Source organism: Streptomyces sp. CG4 (assembly GCF_041080655.1).
Lineage (GTDB): Bacteria > Actinomycetota > Actinomycetes > Streptomycetales > Streptomycetaceae > Streptomyces.
In genome coordinates this window covers 6328928-6346671 of the sequence record NZ_CP163525.1, presented here as the reverse complement: position 1 = coordinate 6346671, position 17744 = coordinate 6328928, and the positions used below count along the sequence as shown (strand labels likewise).

The 17744-nt window shown below is 70.0% G+C and carries 15 protein-coding genes; 8 read left to right on the top strand and 7 right to left on the bottom strand.

Going from position 1 to position 17744, the window contains the following annotated elements:
* Nucleotides 1–127: 127 nt before the first annotated feature.
* A complete protein-coding gene (locus AB5L52_RS28965) occupies nt 128–1069 on the bottom strand; it encodes a helix-turn-helix domain-containing protein (protein ID WP_369367056.1) in 942 nt (313 codons plus the stop codon).
* A 248-nt stretch (nt 1070–1317) separates the two neighbouring features.
* On the opposite strand from AB5L52_RS28965, the gene AB5L52_RS28960 reads away from it, so the two are divergent.
* A complete protein-coding gene (locus tag AB5L52_RS28960; RefSeq protein WP_369367055.1) occupies nt 1318–2823 on the top strand; it encodes an MFS transporter in 1506 nt (501 codons plus the stop codon).
* A gap of 83 nt (nt 2824–2906) precedes the next feature.
* On the opposite strand, the gene AB5L52_RS28955 is transcribed toward AB5L52_RS28960, so the two are convergent.
* Both AB5L52_RS28955 and AB5L52_RS28950 read right to left on the bottom strand, forming a co-directional pair.
* Nucleotides 2907–3767: an immunity 49 family protein gene (locus AB5L52_RS28955; RefSeq protein WP_369367053.1), complete on the bottom strand. Its 861-nt coding sequence runs from the start codon at nt 3765–3767 to the stop codon at nt 2907–2909.
* A complete protein-coding gene (locus tag AB5L52_RS28950) occupies nt 3764–6700 on the bottom strand; it encodes a hypothetical protein (RefSeq protein ID WP_369367052.1) in 2937 nt (978 codons plus the stop codon). Before AB5L52_RS28950 ends, AB5L52_RS28955 begins: the two co-directional genes overlap by 4 nt.
* A 361-nt stretch (nt 6701–7061) precedes the next feature.
* Here AB5L52_RS28950 and AB5L52_RS28945 point away from each other — a divergent pair, with 361 nt between their 5' ends.
* Nucleotides 7062–7208: a hypothetical protein gene (locus AB5L52_RS28945; protein WP_351026629.1), complete on the top strand. Its 147-nt coding sequence runs from the start codon at nt 7062–7064 to the stop codon at nt 7206–7208.
* Between the two features lie 134 nt (nt 7209–7342).
* Here the strand turns inward: AB5L52_RS28945 and AB5L52_RS28940 are convergent, their stop codons facing one another.
* From AB5L52_RS28940 to AB5L52_RS28925, 4 genes are all read right to left on the bottom strand, one after another.
* Nucleotides 7343–7624: a hypothetical protein gene (locus AB5L52_RS28940; protein ID WP_351026631.1), complete on the bottom strand. Its 282-nt coding sequence runs from the start codon at nt 7622–7624 to the stop codon at nt 7343–7345.
* 4 nt (nt 7625–7628) lie between these two features.
* Entirely contained in the window at nt 7629–9800 is a 2172-nt protein-coding gene (malQ, locus tag AB5L52_RS28935; protein WP_369367051.1) for a 4-alpha-glucanotransferase, read from the bottom strand.
* Nucleotides 9801–10034 (bottom strand): hypothetical protein, encoded by a 234-nt coding sequence (locus AB5L52_RS28930; RefSeq protein WP_351026634.1) that lies wholly within the window; start codon nt 10032–10034, stop codon nt 9801–9803. It abuts the gene before it with no gap.
* A gap of 315 nt (nt 10035–10349) precedes the next feature.
* Nucleotides 10350–10886: an HNH endonuclease gene (locus AB5L52_RS28925; protein WP_351026635.1), complete on the bottom strand. Its 537-nt coding sequence runs from the start codon at nt 10884–10886 to the stop codon at nt 10350–10352.
* 326 nt (nt 10887–11212) lie between these two features.
* On the opposite strand from AB5L52_RS28925, the gene AB5L52_RS28920 reads away from it, so the two are divergent.
* The 6 genes from AB5L52_RS28920 to AB5L52_RS28895 all read left to right on the top strand — a co-directional run bounded on the left by AB5L52_RS28920 (nt 11213) and on the right by AB5L52_RS28895 (nt 17738).
* Entirely contained in the window at nt 11213–12322 is a 1110-nt protein-coding gene (locus AB5L52_RS28920) for a mechanosensitive ion channel family protein (protein WP_369367050.1), read from the top strand.
* Between the two features lie 137 nt (nt 12323–12459).
* Complete coding sequence (locus tag AB5L52_RS28915) at nt 12460–13077, top strand: Uma2 family endonuclease (protein ID WP_351026638.1); 618 nt, start codon at nt 12460–12462, stop codon at nt 13075–13077.
* 213 nt (nt 13078–13290) lie between these two features.
* On the top strand, nt 13291–14502 hold the full coding sequence (locus AB5L52_RS28910) for an ROK family protein (protein ID WP_369367049.1): 1212 nt from the start codon (nt 13291–13293) through the stop codon (nt 14500–14502).
* Between the two features lie 51 nt (nt 14503–14553).
* A complete protein-coding gene (locus AB5L52_RS28905; RefSeq protein WP_369367048.1) occupies nt 14554–15897 on the top strand; it encodes an ABC transporter substrate-binding protein in 1344 nt (447 codons plus the stop codon).
* A gap of 3 nt (nt 15898–15900) precedes the next feature.
* Nucleotides 15901–16842: a carbohydrate ABC transporter permease gene (locus AB5L52_RS28900; RefSeq protein WP_369367047.1), complete on the top strand. Its 942-nt coding sequence runs from the start codon at nt 15901–15903 to the stop codon at nt 16840–16842.
* A gap of 2 nt (nt 16843–16844) precedes the next feature.
* Nucleotides 16845–17738, top strand: coding sequence for a carbohydrate ABC transporter permease (locus AB5L52_RS28895; RefSeq protein ID WP_369367046.1), 894 nt, complete (start codon nt 16845–16847; stop codon nt 17736–17738).
* The last annotated feature ends 6 nt before the right edge of the window (nt 17739–17744 follow it).

Genomic DNA, 17744 nt, shown 5'->3' with positions numbered 1-17744 from the left:
ACGGCGTTGCGCGCGCACCGGCGGGACCGCGAGCGCATCACGTCATCACATCACCGCGTCACCACGTCTCTACGTCACCACGTCACCCGAGGGCGAGCCGTGATGAGGCGAGGCGGCGGACCGTGACTCAGCCGACGGAGGCGTGGGCCGAGGACGGCACGCCGGCGGGGCACGACTCGCCGGCCGGCTCCGGATGGCCCGGGGGCGCCGACTCCGGCCGGGCGTCCGCGGACTCCAGGCGGAGCATGGCCTGCTCGTCCGCGCTGCCGGGGGCCGCCTGGTAGACCACCACCCGCTGGCCGCCCGTCCGGGCCAGTCGCATGACCTCGTACGTCAGGGTGATCGGTCCGACCTTCGGATGCCGGAAGGTCTTCTGCCCGCCGCCGCGCTCGCAGACGTCGTACCGCTCCCAGAGTCGCGCGAACTCCGGTGACTTCAGGACCAGTTCGCCGACGAGCGCGGTGAGCTCCGGGTCGTCCGGGTCGGCCCCGGCGACCGCCCGCAGATGCGCCACCGAGAGCGCGACGTTCTCCTCCCACGGGTCGTAGAGCGCCCGGCCGACCGGGTGGAGGAAGACATAGCGGGTCAGGTTGCGCTGGTCCTCGGGCCAGTCCCAGAGCCCGGGCAGCAGTCGCCGGCCCGGCGGGTTCGCGGCCAGTACGCGGTTGTAGCGGCTCACCACATAGGCGGGCAGCGGGCGCACCGACTCCAGCATCTGCAGGACCGAGTCGCGGACGGCGTGGTCCGAGGAGGCCGGCAGCTCGGCGATCCGGCCGGAGGCCAGCTCCGCGAGCTCGTGCAGGCGTTCGTAGGCGTCGCCGCGCAGGCGCAGGGCGCGGCCGAGGGCGTCCACGACGGCGGGAGAGGGATTGGTCTCCCGGCCGCGCTCCAGGCGGATGTAGTAGTCGACGCTCACCCCGGCCAGCGCGGCCAGCTCCTCCCGGCGCAGTCCGGGAGTGCGGCGAAGCCCGGCGCCGGCCGGGAGGCCGACGTCCTCCGGGCGGACCTGTGCCCTGCGGGCCTTCAGATATCTGCCGAGCTCGGTGCCTCGCGCGTCTACTGCTGCCATTCGACCCATTGTGGCAGCCGGGCGAGGAACGTGGGGGGCCCTGTCAGTGCCTGGAACGCGGCGCCCCGGGAACAACGCGGTCTGCCGGACGGCCGCGCGGGGACGGAGAGTTGTTCGCAGCGGGCGGCCCGGCCGCCGGGGCCCAGGGGGTGCGAGACACCGGGCCGCGGCCCCGACGGGCTGAGGCCGCCCGCCCCGGCTTGCTCTGACGAGAAGTCAATTAGTCTCATTTCACCCAGGAGTTGACCATGCGAACCACCTCCCCCCTTGCCGCGTCCCGGTCCACCGCACCCGCCCACGGGCACGGCACCGAGACCGCGGCGCCCACGCTCCGGCGGCGCGGGCCGGACCGGGCCCGACCAGCCGCGCCACCCACTGGCGCCCCCACCGGCGCCCTTACCGGCGCCCCCGCCGCGCCACGGCGGAGCGGCGTCGCGCTGGTCGCTTCACTGCTCGGCTTCACAGTGATCACCATCGATGTCTCGGCCGTGAACATCGCGCTGCCCGCGATCCGGGACTCCCTCAGCGGCGGGATGGCCGGGCTGCAGTGGGTGGTGGACGCGTACACGCTGATGTTCGCGGCCCTGATGCTCTCCGCCGGCGCCCTCGCCGACCGGGCCGGCGCCCGCCGCGCCTACGCCTGGGGCATCGCTCTGTTCACCCTCGCCTCCCTCGGTTGCGCGCTCGCGCCCGGCATCGGCGTACTGGTGGGCGCGCGCGTGGCCCAGGGCGGTGCCGCCGCGGTCGTGATGCCGGCCTCGCTGGCGCTGATCCGGCAGGCGTACGAGGACGCCCGGGCGCGCGCCCGCGCCATCGCGCTGTGGACGGTCGGCGGCTCGGTGGCGATGGCGGCGGGTCCCGTACTGGGCGGGCTGCTCACCGACTCGGCCGGCTGGCGGGCGGTCTTCCTGCTCAACCTCCCGGTGGGCGCGGTGATCCTGGGTCTGCTGGTCCGGGTGGAGCGTTCCCCGCGCCGGCCCGCCGCGCTGGACGGCGGCGGCCAGCTCACCGCCGTACTGGCCCTGGCCGGGCTGGCCTTCGCGGTGATCGAGGGCGGCCACCTGGGCTGGACCAGCGGCCCTGTGCTGGCGGCCGGCGCGCTCGCCGTCGCCTCCGGGTACGCCTTCCGCGTGGTGGAGGGCCGGCACCGCCAGCCCATGGTTCCCCTGCACATGCTGACGGACCGCCGGATGGCCGTGTCGCTCGCGGTCGGTTTCGCCGTCAACGCCGCCTTCTACGGCGGGATCTTCCTCCTCGGGCTGTACTACCAGCAGCTGCGCGGGATGTCGGGGATCACGGCCGGGCTGATGTTCGTCCCGATGTCGGCGGTGGTGACGGTGACCAACCTGGTCTCGCCGCGGCTGGCGGAGCGGATCGGGCGGCGGCCGGTGATCGTCGCCGGTCAGGTGATCTTCGCCGGAGCGATGCTGGCCATGCTGCCGCTGGCCGCGCACACCCCGGTGTGGCTGGTGCTGATCCTGCTGCTGCCGCTGAGCATCGGCGGGGCACTCGCGGTACCCGCACTGACCGCGCTGCTGATGGACGCCGTCCCGGGAGAGCGCGCGGGAACCGCGTCAGGGCTGCTCAACTCCTTCCGCCAGACCGGCGGTGCACTCGCCGTCGCCCTCTTCGGCAGCCTGCTCTCCGGTCCCGGCGGCTTCTCCCTCCCGGGCATGCACCTGGGCCTCGTCACCGTCGCCGCCCTCCTCCTCACCACAGCCGCCCTCTCCCGCCTCCTCCTGCCACGCGGCTGAGCCGGGTCGATCGGCCCCGCTCCCCCGTGCCCCGGCCTGCATGGCGGTGCCCTCAGGCCTCGGAGGGACCGCTCTGCCGTGTGCTAGGTGGGGAACTCGCCCAGCCAGCCGCGCTGGAGCAGGTGCTTGGGCAAGTAGTCGGACTCCACCTCGATCGGCATGTCGCCGTCGTAGGCGAGGCAGGCGATGGCCAGTGGTGCGAGGGCGACCATGCCGGACGGATCATCCGTCCTGTCCTCGTCCGCGGTCCAGTAGGCCTTGTGCAGTTCCACGGCTTCCGCCAGGGCCTGGTTGAAGCCGGGGCCGTCCTGGCGCAGGAAGCGATAGAAGAGGTTGATCGGGGGATACAGGATGTTCTGCAGCAAGTCATGGGGCGTGATGCGTGCGACGTCGGGGTGGGAGCCCCGAAGCGCCGCGGTGAGTTCTTCCACCAGTCCTGGTCGCTGCAGCCAGTAGGCCTGCAGCGCCGCGACCCAGTGGTAGACGTACTCGTCGAACGACCCTTCCGGTGAACGCAGCCGTTCCAGGGGCACTTCGCAGAGCTCGGTCATACGCTTCTGGTCACGGCAGATCACGGCCAGCCAGAAGGCGTTGACCCAGTTACCCGCATCCGCATAAGACTGCGGGCCGATGACCGGAAGGGTTCGTACCTCGTGCGCAATACGGCACTGCACGGTTCCTTCGGTGGCGCTGGTCACTGCGAACAGCGCTGAATAGATCTGCATCGCGGTGACCACGGCCTCCCACGTCTCAAGCCTGGCTGCACGCGGATCGACGGTGCAGCGAGCCTGGACATGGAGCAAGGCTGTGCTCAACAACAAGTCCAAGGAGTCGGGCGACTCTTCGAGGTCCTGGACATCCTCGATCACGTTCTGTCCCAGATCCGCCGCATAGCCCTCGTCGTCGGGTCCCGGCGAGCTGTGACGTGGGATGATGACGGTCACGGAGCACTCCTCTTGGAGATGTCGAACTGGCGCATGCGGTAGCCAGCGTACTCGCCCGCGTTCTTCTCCCCCTTGACAACTATGTAGTCCAGTTTCCCTTCCTTCAGAGCCGTCTTGAGATTCCGTGCGAGCTTCCTTTCGGCTGCGTTGTGCTTTCCACGCTTCTCCATTTCACGGATGATGTCGAGGAAATACTCCCTGGTTCCCTGAGAAACCCGCTTTCCGCTGGGCAGGTTGCGCGCCCCCAATTCGGTGTCGACGCTACTCTTGGCCTCGACGACGACGTAGCCGCCGTCCTTGCGGCGCCACACCTGGTCGAACTGGTCGTTTCCGTTCAGCGGGCCGTGGAGTGGCTCAGGGGTGGCACCGCTGTAGCGCTCCGGGATGACGTGGTGTTCGGCTACCTTTTCGCCGAAATCCTCGGAAGCATCCCGCATGCGGATATGAGATTCCCGATATGCAGCTCGGCTCTCGTGCTGCTCCACCTCCGTTTCCCACGTCGGGTGCTGCTGGTGCGCATGCTTGGCATCCTGTTTCCAGGAGTCCATGGCGTGGTCGTGATGGATGGCGAAGTGGCGCTCTTCCGCCGCCTCGTTCAGCTTCGACAGCGGCTCCGGGTCCAGGCCGTCGGGGCCGCGTTTGATCCAGTCGCCGAGATAGCGTGGCCTCACCGGGGGCGGGGCGTCGTGGACCGTGACCCAGGGGTGGTTCGGCGACTCACGGGTCAGCTGTGGCGGTGTCCTGCCACTCTCGTCGTAGAACTCAAGGCTCTTCCGGTTTCCGTTCGACTTGTAGAAATCTTCGAAGTAACCGGGTTCGTGGTTGGCACGGTAGACCTGGATCTCACGGACCTGCTCCTCGCTGAGCGAGCCCGCAGGGCCGTACGGGTTGTCGCCGTCGTGCATGAAGCTGGGGCGGGCGGCTTCAGCGTCGTGCGGGGCCGTAGCGGGTTCGGGGGCGGTGTGCTTGCCTCCTCCGATGGCGTCGTTGCCGACCCCGCCCAGGTCGTCCGGGCCGCTTCCACCGACGGGCGGTTCGGCACGGTGGCCGGGCAGGTGGGTGTCGCCGCCGTGGCCCGGCAGCCCGTGGCCGGGGGTGTTGACGTCGCCGGTGTGGCCACCGGGCACGTGGTCGCCCGACCCGGGAGCGGGCACCGCGTGGTCGCCGGTGCCGGTGGGTACGTGGGTGTCGACGCTGTTCGTCGGCATGTGGGCGTCGGCCCGGCCGCCCGGCAGGTGGTCGGCGGTGCCGCCGGGGAGGTGGTCGCCACCGGCCTGGACCCCGGGTATCTCTCCGCCCGCGTGGACGGCGGGTGCCGTCGGGGCGTTCTCGCCGACGCGGCCGATGTCGTCGAGGCTGCTGCCCAGCTTGATGTGTTCGCCGGCGTGGGCTGCGGTGTCGGCGGTGTGGGCGCCCGCGCCGACCAGGGCCGGCTGCTTGGCCGGGGAGTCCACGTGCGGCAGGTCCGCGCCCGTGGCCTGGTGGCCGGGGGCCGGGGCGCCGGAGTGTCCCCGGTCCACGGTGTCCGTGGGGCCGGGCTCCCTGGTGTCCAGCAGCACGTTGCCCTTGTGGTCGACGATGTTGCCGTGTTCGTCGGCGAACAGCGGCGGCTCGCCCTCGGGCGTGTGGAGGGGTTCGGTGCCCGCGGGATGCAGTGGGGCGTTGTCGGGCAACTTGACGTTGCCGTTCGGGAGTTCGACGCCGCCCTTGGGGATGTCCACCCCTTCGGGGAGGTGGACGGTCCCGTCGGGCAGGTGCACCGTGCCCTCGGGCAGGGTGATCGCGTTGTCGGGGATCTTGGGGATGTCGATCTTCCCGGCGCCCTTCAGGGCCTTGCCGATGTCGCCGATCTTGGACAGTCCGGCGCCGGCGCCCTTCATCACGTACGTCATCGGGTCGATGACCCTGCCGACCTTGCCCGCCACCGAGATCGCCTTGGCCACCGCGCCGGCCTTGCCCGCACCCGCCACCGCCGCACCCTCACCACCGGTGAACACCGTCGTCAGCACATTGAAGGTGACCCCACCCGCGGCCCGCGCGGGGTTCTTGCCCCACTCGTCCCACGCCAGCAACGCCTTACCAGTCTGCTTCATCGTGTTGCGCGACTCACGCAGCCACGACGGCATGTACTTGTCCGGCACCAGCAAGAACGCCGCCGCCGTCACCGGATTGGCCATGAACTCCAGCGCCGTCGCCAGCTGCGCCAGACCCTTCCAGGCCTGCTTCATCGCATCCCAGCCATCGACACCCACCAGGGTCCCCAGACCCTTGATCGTGCCCCAGATCCCGTCCACACAAATGCCGTCCCACAGGAACGACTTCGCCCAGTGCCCGAACTCGTACCAGTGGTGCTTCTGCTCCACCGGATCACCCCACGGCAACCCCTTCGCACCCTTCAGGTCCGAAGCGTTGTAGCCGTACATGTCCGACCTGTTGGAGCCATCCCCGGCGACCATCTGCGTCCCGTGCCAGATCGCCGTGATCTTGTTGTGGCACGTCCGCTCCGCCGCCCAGAACGCCGCCACCGCCGCCGTCACATCATCACGCAGCTGGTTGTTCTTCTTGACCTTGTCCTCGTCGTACTCCCAGTCGTGATCACCCTTGACCGAGTCGACGAACGCCACCGCGTCATGCCTGAGCTGCTTCAGCTTCGCCACCAGCGGACGGATCTCCGCCGCATACCCCGACAACGCCGACGACACCGTCTCCAGATGCGTGGCGAACGCATCCGAACGGTCCGCCACCGGCCGCGTCGAGCCGAACAGCTTCTCCGCCTCCGGAGCCTGATAGAACCCCCGCAGCTTCTGGAACTGCCCATGCACATCCGCACCCGTGGAACGGACCAGCCCGGCATCCTTCTTCAGCGCACCGTAATCCTTCTCCAACTGCTCCAGATCACCAGTGAACTCAGGAATCTCCTCCGGCTTGATCACGCCTTGCCCAACCCCCGGTTCGTTCCCGCCTCTTGAGTGGACGGCCCCCACATCTACACGAAGATCCCATCATCATATAAATCAAGGTTCAGGTGGAGGCCGTCGCCCACGCGCTTCGGGGCCGCCGGAGCTCGCGGGCGGGCCGCTCCCTGGAGGTGGCGTCGCCGGATGTGTACCTCGCGACACGAGTTGGCACAGTCACGGCTCCGTGACTCGTCGGGCGCGAGCTGACGCTGGTCGCGGCGCTGGCGGACATCTGCGGTGTGGGGCCACAGATTGGTGTGGGCAAGACCGTCTGTGCGCAGTGGGGCTTCGGCCTCACCCTCTGCGGTGCCGATGCGCTCGCGCGCACGAGCGGCTGATGACCATGCCGTACGCGGACGGAAACGGTCCGCTCATCCCCAAGCCCGAGCTGACTCTGCCGGTGCTACGGCAAGCCGTTGCCATGGCCGTCCGTGAAGCCGGGGTGATCGTGCGTGCGGCACGCCGCGAGGTCGCGGGCCGCTGACATGTACGGGTGAGCTTGTTCGGCTGGCGTAGCCCGTGCCGGGCGGCGAAACGCCGAGGGCGCCGGTCTCGCGCAGGTACGGCTGTGCGTACCTGCGCGAGACCGGCGCCCCGGCGGAGGAACGTGGTGTCCGGTCAGGCCTTGGCGCTCGCGCCGGACTTCGCGCCGGCGTTGGACGAGGGCTTGATGGTCCGGATCTTGGACTTGTCCAGTGCCATCACCAGACCGGCGATGACCGCGAACAGGACGAGCGGAGCCAGCACGTAGAGGCCCAGCGTCTGGGCGACGTTCAGCCCGGGGCCGGGGTCGTCACCGTCGTCGCGGGTCAGCGCGAGCGCGGGGGACGACATCAGCAGCATCATCAGCGTCGTACCGGCGGCCAGGGCGCCGGCGCGCAGGGCGTTCTTCTTGTCCACGGTCTCAAGTTAGCGAATCACCCGGAAGGCCGCGCGCCCGGGGTCCCGTAGAGAGCGTTGACGCGTCTGCGACCTGCGTGAACACGGCGAGTAGTGCCCTCAGTCGGGTCATGCCCGTCAGTTCCTCCAGGGGCACCGGGCGGCCCTCGCGGTCGGCGACCGGCAACCGCCAGTTCGGGTACTGGTCCCAGGTTCCGGGCAGGTTCTGCGGGCGGCGGTCGCCGACGCCGTCCGGCAGCCAGACGCCGACCAGCCGGGCCGGGGTGCGCAGCAGGAAGCGGTGGACGGCGCGGATCTCCTCCTCCTCGTCCGTGCCGGGCGGCCCGGCGGCGGTGCGGTCCACCAGGCCGAGGCTGCCCAGCAGGGCGAGCCACTCGGCGGTGTCGGCGGTGGCCTCGGCGCGCTCCTCGGTCGCCGGGCGGGTGAGCAGGCCCAGGCGGTCGCGCAGGTCGACGTGGTCGCCGGTGAGCCGGGCGGCGGTGGGCGGCAGATCGTGGGTGGTGGCGGTGGCCAGACAGTCGGCGCGCCAGCGGTCGGGGGGCAGCGGGCGCCCGTCGCCCTCCCAGTCGCGCTCGAACCACAGCACCGAGGTGCCGAGCACCCCGCGCCGCTGCAGCGTCTCGCGCACCCCGGGCTCCACGGTGCCCAGGTCCTCGCCGATCACGACGGCGCCGGCGCGGCCGGCCTCCAGGGCGAGGAGGGCGAGCATCGCGTCGGCGTCGTAGCGGACGTACGTGCCCTCGGTGGGCGGGCTGCCCTGCGGGACCCACCACAGCCGGAACAGGCCCATGACGTGGTCGATGCGCAGGGCGCCGGCGTAGCGGAAGAGGGCGCGCAGCAGGTCGCGGTAGGCGGCGTGGCCGGTGGCGGCGAGCCGGTCGGGGCGCCAGGGCGGCAGGCCCCAGTCCTGGCCACGGGCGTTGAAGGCGTCGGGCGGGGCGCCGACGGACGTGCCGGCGGCGAACACGTCCTGCTGGGCCCAGGCGTCGGCGCCGGCGGGGTGCACGCCGACGGCGAGGTCGTGCACGATCCCGACCGGCATCCCGGCCTCCGTCGCGGCGCGCTGGGCGGCGCGGAGCTGGTCGTCGGTGAGCCAGGCGAGGCGGGTGTGGAACGCGACCCGGTCGGCGAGGTCGGTGCGGGCGCCGGCGGTGGCGGCCGAGCGGGGGTCGCGCAGCTCGTCGGGCCAGCTGTGCCAGTCGGAGCCGTGGGTCTCGGCGAGGGCGCACCAGGTGGCGTGGTCGTCGAGGGCCTGGCCGTGAGCGGCGCGGAAGTCGTCGTAGGCGGCCTGGCGGCCGGGGCCGAGGGGGACGGCCAGCACCAGCTCCAGGGCCTCGCGCTTCAGATCCCACACCGCGTCCCGGTCGATGAGGGCGCCCTTGTCGAGGACGGCGGCGCGCAGCCGCTCGGCCCGCTCCAGCAGTCCGCTCAGCCGCTCGCGGTCCGTGACGTACGCGAACTCGGGCACGGCCTCGACGCGCAGATGGACGGGGTCGGGGAAGCGGCGGGAGGACGGCCGGTACGGGGAGGGGTCGGTGGGCGCGCCGGGTACGGCCGCGTGCAACGGGTTGACCTGGACGAATCCGGCGCCGGCGGTGCGCCCGGCCCAGCCGGCCAGCTCGGCGAGGTCGCCCAGGTCGCCCATGCCCCAGCAGCGGCGCGAGAGCAGGGAGTACAGCTGGACGAGAAGGCCGTAGGAGCGGCCGGGCGGGGTGGGCAGCCGGTCGGGGGCGACGACGAGGTGGGCGTGTCCGGTGCGTCCGTCGGGTGCGAGGGCGGTCACCCGGTGCACGCCGAGCGGCAGCCCCTCGGCCGTCTCCCGCTCCTCCCCGTCCTCGGTCTCGACGCGCAGACGGGTGCCGGGCGGCAGTGCGGCGAGGGCGGCGGGGCCCTGCGGGTCGCCGGACCAGTGCACGACGGTCGGGGGCAGCAGGCGCTCACGCAGCTCGCGTTCCCGTGCGGCGAGCGCGGTGCGTACGGCGTCGGGGGCGGCCGCGTCGACGCCGAGCGCGGCCAGCGCGGCGACCACGGCGGAGGCGGGAACGGCGACCGTACGGCCCGGGGCGGGGCTGTAGGAGGTGGCGACGCCGTGCAGCTCGGCGAGCCGGGCGAGATCCCGGTCCTCGAAGTCCCCGAAGTCGCCGACGTCCCCGAGGTCCCCGAACGCCGCTGTCATCTACAACCCCGCACCGAAGGCGTCGGACTCGCTGGTCAGCGGGACGGTCTCGGCGAGCGGCGGCTCGCTGGTCAGGGGCTCGGCGTCGGGCAGCGGCGGCTCGCTGGTCAGCGGGGCCTGGGCGGAGGCGCTCTCGGCGCTGAAGACGCACAGCGATGCGTCGTCGGTCGCGGCGGACGGGTCCGCCTCGGGTTTCCACTGGGCCGGGATCGAGAGTCGAGTGGGGACGGCCACGCGGGTCTCCTTCGGGTCGGTCGAACAAGCCGGTCGGATGATGCGGCTTTGAACGGGTTACGGCAGACCTACCCCGAGACGGCGCCCGCACTCGCTCCCGTTTCCGCGGCGCCTGAAGGAGCGGCTGGCTGAGCAGCTGAAAGAGCACCTGAAAGAGGTGGGGCGGTACAGAGCACCTGAAAGAGGTGGGGCGGTATCGGCATATCGACATGCGGCCCGCCGTGTGGATGCGAGCGGCCACGACCGACCCGAGGCCGCCGCACCACAACCACCACGCCACGCCCTCAACGGGCGCGAAACAACACGGGCCCGGATCTAGGCAGAGATGCCGTCGATCCGGGCCAGAGCATCATCCGCGCCGTACGGCTGCAAATATGGCAGCCAGCGCGGATCCCTATGCCCGGTGCCGATGATGCGCCAGGCCAGCCCCGAGGGCGGAGCGGGTTTGTGCCGCAGCCGCCACCCCAACTCGACAAGGTGACGGTCGGCCTTCACGTGGTTGCAGCGGCGGCAGGAGGCCACCACGTTGTCCCAGACGTGCTTGCCCCCGCGGCTGCGCGGGATGACGTGGTCGACGCTGGTTGCGACGCCACCGCAGTACATGCACCGGCCCCCGTCGCGGGCGAAGAGCGCGCGGCGGGTGAGAGGAACGGGCCCCCGATAGGGAACCCGGACGAATCGCTTGAGCCGGACCACGCTGGGTGCGGGGACTGTGACGGTTGCGCTGTGCATAAAGGCGCCGGATTCCTCGAGGGAGACAGCCTTGTTCTCCAGGACGAGGATGAGCGCACGGCGGAGCGGTACGACGCCGAGCGGCTCGTACGACGCGTTGAGAACCAGGACATGCGGCACGGGTGCCTCCTTGGGCGTCGGCGGCGCGTGGCTCGCGCCGGGACGATCTGCAGTCAGTCTCCCCTCATGCCTGGTGGAAGCGCCACCATGTCCCGGTAACGGGCTGGGAGTGTTTTCGACCACATCGCATTCATCCCCCGGATCATGGCCTGTTCAAGCCAGGGTGAGCCCGGTCTCTCCTGGGCCCCTCCTTGGCGGATTCGCGCGGGGCACACACAATGCCCCGTTAGTGTGGTGTTCCTGTCCACCCGGTGACCTTCTCGTGACCTTGAAGACCTTGACCGCCCCACCGGTACGGACTGCGCAGCACGTTGGAGGTACCTGCCGTGTCGTCCTTGCCCGCCGCCCTCCTGGCCGCCGGTGCCTCGCCGACCCCGTCCCCTTCCCCCTCGGGGACGACACCCACCGTGCCGTCGATCCAGGACGCCCAGCAGAGCGCGACGAACGCCGCGAGCTGGGTCGAACAGAACTGGTCGACATGGCTCGCGATGGGGCTGCAGATCCTGCTGATCGTGGTCGTGGCGGTGGCGCTGCGCGCGGTGGTACGGCGGGCGATCACCAAGCTGATAGACCGGATGGGCCGTACCGCGGAGGCGGTGAACGGCACGGCGCTGGGCGGGCTGCTGGTCAACGCCGAGCGGCGCCGGCAGCGCTCGCAGGCGATCGGCTCGGTGCTGCGCTCGGTGGCGAGCTTCCTGATACTCGGCACGGCCGCGCTGATGGTGCTGTCCACTTTCAAGATCAATCTGGCGCCGCTGCTGGCGTCGGCCGGTGTGGCGGGTGTGGCGATCGGTTTCGGCGCCCGGAACCTGGTCACGGACTTCCTCTCCGGCGTGTTCATGATCCTGGAGGACCAGTACGGCGTCGGTGACGTGATCGACGCCGGTGTGGCCACCGGCGAGGTGATCGAGGTCGGGCTGCGCGTGACCAAGCTGCGCGGCGGGGACGGCGAGATCTGGTACGTACGCAACGGCGAGGTCAAGCGGGTCGGAAACCTCTCGCAGGGCTGGGCGACGGCGGGTGTCGACGTCACGGTGCGCTCCGGCGAGGACCTGGACAAGGTCAAGGAGACGCTGGACGTGGTCGCCGAGCGCATGAGCAAGGAAGAGCCCTGGAACGAGCTGCTGTGGGGCCCGATCGAGGTCCTCGGCCTGGACTCGGTCCTGATCGACTCCATGGTGGTGCGGGTTTCGGCCAAGACGATGCCGGGCAAGGCGCTGACGGTCGAGCGGGAGCTGCGGTGGCGCATCAAGCGGGCGTTCGACGCGGCGCACATCCGCATCGTGGGCGGCACGACGGCGGTGGAGGACGCGACCGACACTCCCGACCCGACGGCCACGGTCGCGGCTCCCTCGGCCTTCTCCAACGCGGACTCGGCGCAGGCGAAGGCGACGACGCCGATAGCTCCGCAGCAGCCGGAACCTCCGGTCAAGTAGCGAGCGGAACGGTTCAGCACACTCGTTCGAGTGAACAGGTGGGGCATTCCGGCGCCGGGGGCGTGCGGGGTGCCCCATCGTTCTCCCGGGGCACCCAGCGCGGGCTTAGCCTGGCATCAGCGTGACAAGGAGAAGCGATGAGCGCCGAACCGATCATGGAGCCGGTCATGACGCAGGACCCCATCGACCTGTTGAGCGCGATCGAAGAGGCGTCAGTAGCGCCGATTCGACCCGAGTACGTCGAGGGGACGGTCATCGTGCCGCCGCAACCGAACGACAGCCACAACCACGGTGCCGGGGAGTTGTTCTACCAATTCCGGACAGCCGGATTCGGCCTCGTGGGTTTCGGCAACGGCTATCGCGCCACCCACGAGGACGGCAGGACCATGGCCCTGATCGTTCCGGACTTCTACGTCCGCCGTCGCCGAGCGACTGAACTCGATGAGTCGTACCGCAAGACCAACAAAGGCTGGTACCCCATCGACATGCTCGCCCTCGTCGGCGAAGTCACCTCCACGAACCACGAAACGGACACCGGCCCCAAGTTCCGCACCTACGCAGCCGCCGGAATCCCCGCCTACGTCCTGATCAACCGCCACTCCCAAACGGCCCACTGCTACACCGACCCCGTCCTCCCCGGCGACGACCCCACCGAGGCGTACTACGACACCGACACCAAGGTGAGCCTCGGCAAACCCCTCCCCCTCCCGGCGCCGTACCCCACCCTCGACACCGCACCCTTCCTGGAGAACTGAGCGGCCCCGGCACCCACGACCCCGAGGTAACGACTCCGTCTCCTCGGGCCCGTTGTCTATTGACGCCCCCTTCGCCCTGGGCTTACGTTCCTCCCACCCGAATAGGAAACCTTCCTAACAGTGATCTACGGCGACCGGCGACCGGTGATCAAGACTGGACGTCCGGCCAGGTCACTGGGAAGCTGGGCGGCTGGAGAGGCAGGTGTCGACGCCATGGCAGGAACCGCCGGTACGCCGGGCACCCCACGCGTGCTGCGCGCCATGAACGACCGCGCCGCCCTGGACCTCCTGCTGGAGCACGGGCCGCTGTCGCGCACCCGGATCGGCAAGCTCACCGGCCTGTCCAAGCCCACCGCCTCCCAGCTACTGGCCCGCCTGGAGGCGGCCGGTCTGGTCCGGGTCACCGGCACCAGCGAGGGCCGGCCGGGCCCCAGCGCCCAGCTGTACGCGGTCAACCCCGCCGCCGCGTACGCCGCCGGGCTCGACGTCGCCCCCCACCGCATCCGCGCCGCCGTCGCCGACATCACCGGCCGCACCGTCGGCGAGTACGAACTGCCCACCCCGGGGCGGCATCCCGCAGGCCCCGTGGTCCAGCAGGTCACCGACGCCCTCGACGGTGCCGTGAAGGCGGCCGGGCTCGCGCGAGCCGATGTACACCGGCTGGTCATCGGCACCCCGGGCGCCTTCGACCCCAACACCGGGCGGCTGCGCTACGCCTCCCACCTGCCCGGCTGGCACTCCCCCACCCTGCTCGACGAACTCGCCGCCGCCCTGCCGATGCCGGTGGAGTACGAGAACGACGTCAACCTCGTCGCCCTCGCCGAACAGCGGCTCGGGGCGGCCAAGGGCCACGGGGACTTCGTGCTGCTGTGGAGCCAGGAGGGCCTCGGCGCCGCCCTGGTCCTCGGCGGCCGGCTGCACCGGGGCTGGACCGGCGGCGCCGGCGAGGTCGGCTTCCTGCCGGTGCCGGGCACGCCCCTGGTACGGCAGGTGACCAAGGCCAACAGTGGCGGCTACCAGGAGCTGGCCGGCTCCCAGGCCGTACCGAAGCTGGCCCGTGAACTCGGCATCCCCGACCTCCCCTCGGGGCCGTACACCGAGGTCGCCGCCGAACTCGTCGCCCGGGGCGCCGATCACGCCTCCGGCCCCTACCGGGAGCTGCTGCAGACCTACGCGACCCGGCTCGCCACCGGTCTCGCCTCGCTCGTCTCGGTCCTCGACCCCGAACTCGTCGTCCTCAGCGGCTCCGCGCTGACGGCCGGCGGCGAGGTGCTGCGCGCCCTCGTCCAGGCCGAGCTGGAGGAGCTGGCCGCGGCCCGCCCCCGGCTGGTCGTCGGGGACGTCCACGAACACCCCGTCCTGCGCGGCGCGTTGGAGTCCGCGCTCGTCACCACCCGCGACGAGGTCTTCGACACCTCGCGCTGAGCCCCGCAGCACCCCCTCCTTCCGTTCACCCGCCCCCTGGGAGACCTCGCCATGCCCGAAGTCATACCCTCAGCTGCCCGAAAGGCGGCTTTTGCCCTCACCGCCTCCCTCACCCTGCTCGCCACCGCCTGTACCGGACAGTCCGGCTCGGGTGCCACGGACGACGCCTCGAAGAACACGACGATCAACTTCTGGCACGCCTGGAGCGCGCCGAACGAGGTGCAGGCCGTCAAGTCCCTGGTCGCCGGCTTCGAGAAGGCGCACCCCAACATCCACGTGAACATCCTCGGCACCATGACCGACGACAAGATCAATCAGGCGCTGCGGTCGGGGGGCGACAAGGCGCCCGATGTGATTTCGTCGTTCACCACGAACAATGTGGGCAAGTTCTGTTCCTCGGGCGCGCTGGTCGACCTCAACCCCTTCTTCAAGAAATCGGGCATCGACCCGCAGACCACGTTCCCGAAGACCATGAGCGAGTACACCCAGTTCAACGGCAACCGCTGCACGGCGCCGCTGCTCGGTGACGCGTACGGGCTCTACTACAACAAGACGGCGTTCGAGCAGGCGCACATCGCGCATCCGCCGAAGACCTGGTCCGAGTTCGAGGCCGACGCCAAGAAGCTGACCATCGCGCAGGGCGACAGCTACCGGCAGCTCGGATTCATGCCGGACTACCACGGCTGGGAGTCCACCACCGAACACTATTTCGCGCAGTTCTCGCCGACGTACTTCGGCAAGGACGGCACGTCGAACGTGGCCAAGGACCCTGCCTTCGAGCAGGGATTCAGCCTTCAGAAACGACTCGTGGACGAACTCGGCGGATTCCGGAAACTGGAGAAGTTCCGGGCCACCCTCGGCGACGAATGGGGCCCCAAACACCCCTTCCACACCGGTCAGGTCGCCATGCAGCTCGACGGCGAGTGGCGGCTCGGGATGGCCGAGCAGGCGGGGCCGAAGTTCGAGATCGGCGTCGCCCCGCTGCCCGTGCCCGACGACCAGGTCGCGCAGTACGGCAAGGGGTACATCACCGGCACGATCGCGGGCATCGCCGCAGGCAGTCACAAGCAGAACGCGGCCTGGGAGTTCGTCAAGTACATCACCACGGACACCGACGCCGTGGTCGGCTTCGCCAACGACATCCACAATGTGCCCTCGACCCTGGCCGCGCTGAAGTCACCGAAGCTGAAGTACAACCCCCGGTTCAAGACCTTCCTCGGCATCGCCGCCGACCCGAATTCCACCACCTCTCCCGCCTCGGTCAACGGCGGTCAGTACCTGGTGACGATCCAGCAGCTCGGCTACGACTACGAAAGCGGCAAGGTCACCGATCTGAAATCCGGCCTGAAGAACGCGGCCGCGCAGATCGACACGGACATCGCGCAGGCGAAGTAGCCGATGACTACGGTCACTCTGGCCTCCAAGCGCCGCCGGTCGGCGCTTCGTACGGTCGCCTTCATGTCGCCCTGGCTGATCGGCTTCGCGGTCTTCTTCGCGTACCCGCTGATCTCGACGGTCTATTTCTCGTTCATGCACTACGACGGCTTCAAGCCACCGACGTGGAGCGGTGCGAAGAACTGGACGTACGTCTTCGAGCACTATCCGTACTTCTGGCCCGCGCTGCGCAACACCCTGTGGCTGGTCGTCGTGATGGTGACCCTGCGGGTCGTCTTCGGGCTCGGTATCGGGCTGCTGATCACGAAGATCAAGACGGGTACGGGCGTCTTCCGCACCCTCTTCTACCTGCCCTACCTCGCCCCGCCGGTCGCCGCGACCATGGCCTTCGCCTTTCTGCTCAACCCCGGTACCGGGCCGGTCAATTCGATCCTCGAAAAGGTCGGCATCCCGGCGCCGGGCTGGTTCAACGACCCGGCCTGGTCCAAGCCCGCGCTCACCCTGCTGGCGCTGTGGGGCATCGGCGACCTGATGGTCATCTTCATGGCCGCGCTGCTGGACGTGCCGACGGAGCAGTACGAGGCGGCCGAGCTGGACGGCGCCTCCGCCTGGCAGCGCTTCCGGTACGTCACGCTGCCGAACATCTCGCCGATCGTGATGTTCGCCGTCGTCACGGGTGTCATCCAGACCATGCAGTACTACACGCAGCCGCTGATCGCCGGGAAGGTCGCCTCCGGGGTGATCCAGGGCGCGGGCACCCAGTTCGAGCCCGGCTATCCCGACAAGTCCACGCTCACACTCCCCCAGCTCGTCTACAACCTCGGCTTCCAGCGCTTCGACTACGGCTCGGCCTGTGTGGTGGCCCTGGTGCTGTTCGCGCTGTCGATGGCGTTCACCGGGTTCCTGATGCGGCGCCGGGGCGGTCTCATCCAGGCAGGTGACTGACCATGACCCAAGTACTGGACCAGCCGGTCAGGCTCGCTCCCCCGGTGTCCGGGGCGGAGCGGACCGCCCGGCGCAGGGCGCTGATGGAGTGGATCGCGATCCACTCCCTCGGGGTCGCCGCCGCGCTCTTCTTCGTCCTCCCCTTCGTCTTCGTGTTCCTGACCTCGCTGATGAGCGACACCCAGGCACTCAGCCGCGATCTGATCCCACGCACCTGGGAGTGGGGCAACTACCGGAAGGTCTTCGACACACCGGGCTTTCTGACCTGGTGGAAGAACACGCTGGTCTACGCCGGCCTCGGCACCGTCCTGACCGTGGTGTCGTCGATCCCGGTGGCGTACGCGCTCGCCAAGTTCCGCTTCCGGGGCCGCAACCTGTCGCTGATGCTGGTGATCTCGATGATGATGCTGCCACCGCAGGTGATCATCATCCCGATGTATCTGTTCTGGGCGAAGCAGCTGGATCTGTCCGGCACGCTGTGGCCGCTGATCATCCCCATGGCGTTCGGCGACGCGTTCTCCATCTTCCTGCTGCGCCAGTTCCTGATGACGATCCCGAACGAGTACCTGGACGCGGCGCGGGTCGACGGCTGCGGGGACCTCAGGACCCTGCTGAAGGTGGTCCTCCCGATGGCCCGGCCCGGTATCGCCGCCGTCGCCCTCTTCCAGTTCTTCTACGCCTGGAACGACTATTTCGGCCCGCAGATCTACGCGTCCGAGAACCCGGGCGCCTGGACCCTGTCCTACGGCCTGGAGTCCTTCAAGGGCGCCCACCACACCGACTGGAACCTCACGATGGCCGCGACCGTGCTGGTCATGGCACCCGTGATCGTCGTGTTCTTCTTCGCCCAGAAGGCGTTCGTCGAGGGCGTCACGCTCACCGGAGTGAAGGGTTAACCCTGT

What these genes read in the sequence shown, in the direction of transcription:
- AB5L52_RS28965 (WP_369367056.1), bottom strand. Translation starts at nt 1,069, where the DNA reads ATGGCAGCAGTAGACGCGCGAGGCACCGAGCTCGGCAGATATCTGAAG.
- AB5L52_RS28960 (WP_369367055.1), top strand. Translation starts at nt 1,318, where the DNA reads ATGCGAACCACCTCCCCCCTTGCCGCGTCCCGGTCCACCGCACCCGCC.
- AB5L52_RS28945 (WP_351026629.1), top strand. Translation starts at nt 7,062, where the DNA reads ATGACCATGCCGTACGCGGACGGAAACGGTCCGCTCATCCCCAAGCCC.
- malQ (WP_369367051.1), bottom strand. Translation starts at nt 9,800, where the DNA reads ATGACAGCGGCGTTCGGGGACCTCGGGGACGTCGGCGACTTCGGGGAC.
- AB5L52_RS28915 (WP_351026638.1), top strand. Translation starts at nt 12,460, where the DNA reads ATGAGCGCCGAACCGATCATGGAGCCGGTCATGACGCAGGACCCCATC.
- AB5L52_RS28910 (WP_369367049.1), top strand. Translation starts at nt 13,291, where the DNA reads ATGGCAGGAACCGCCGGTACGCCGGGCACCCCACGCGTGCTGCGCGCC.
- AB5L52_RS28905 (WP_369367048.1), top strand. Translation starts at nt 14,554, where the DNA reads ATGCCCGAAGTCATACCCTCAGCTGCCCGAAAGGCGGCTTTTGCCCTC.
- AB5L52_RS28900 (WP_369367047.1), top strand. Translation starts at nt 15,901, where the DNA reads ATGACTACGGTCACTCTGGCCTCCAAGCGCCGCCGGTCGGCGCTTCGT.
- AB5L52_RS28895 (WP_369367046.1), top strand. Translation starts at nt 16,845, where the DNA reads ATGACCCAAGTACTGGACCAGCCGGTCAGGCTCGCTCCCCCGGTGTCC.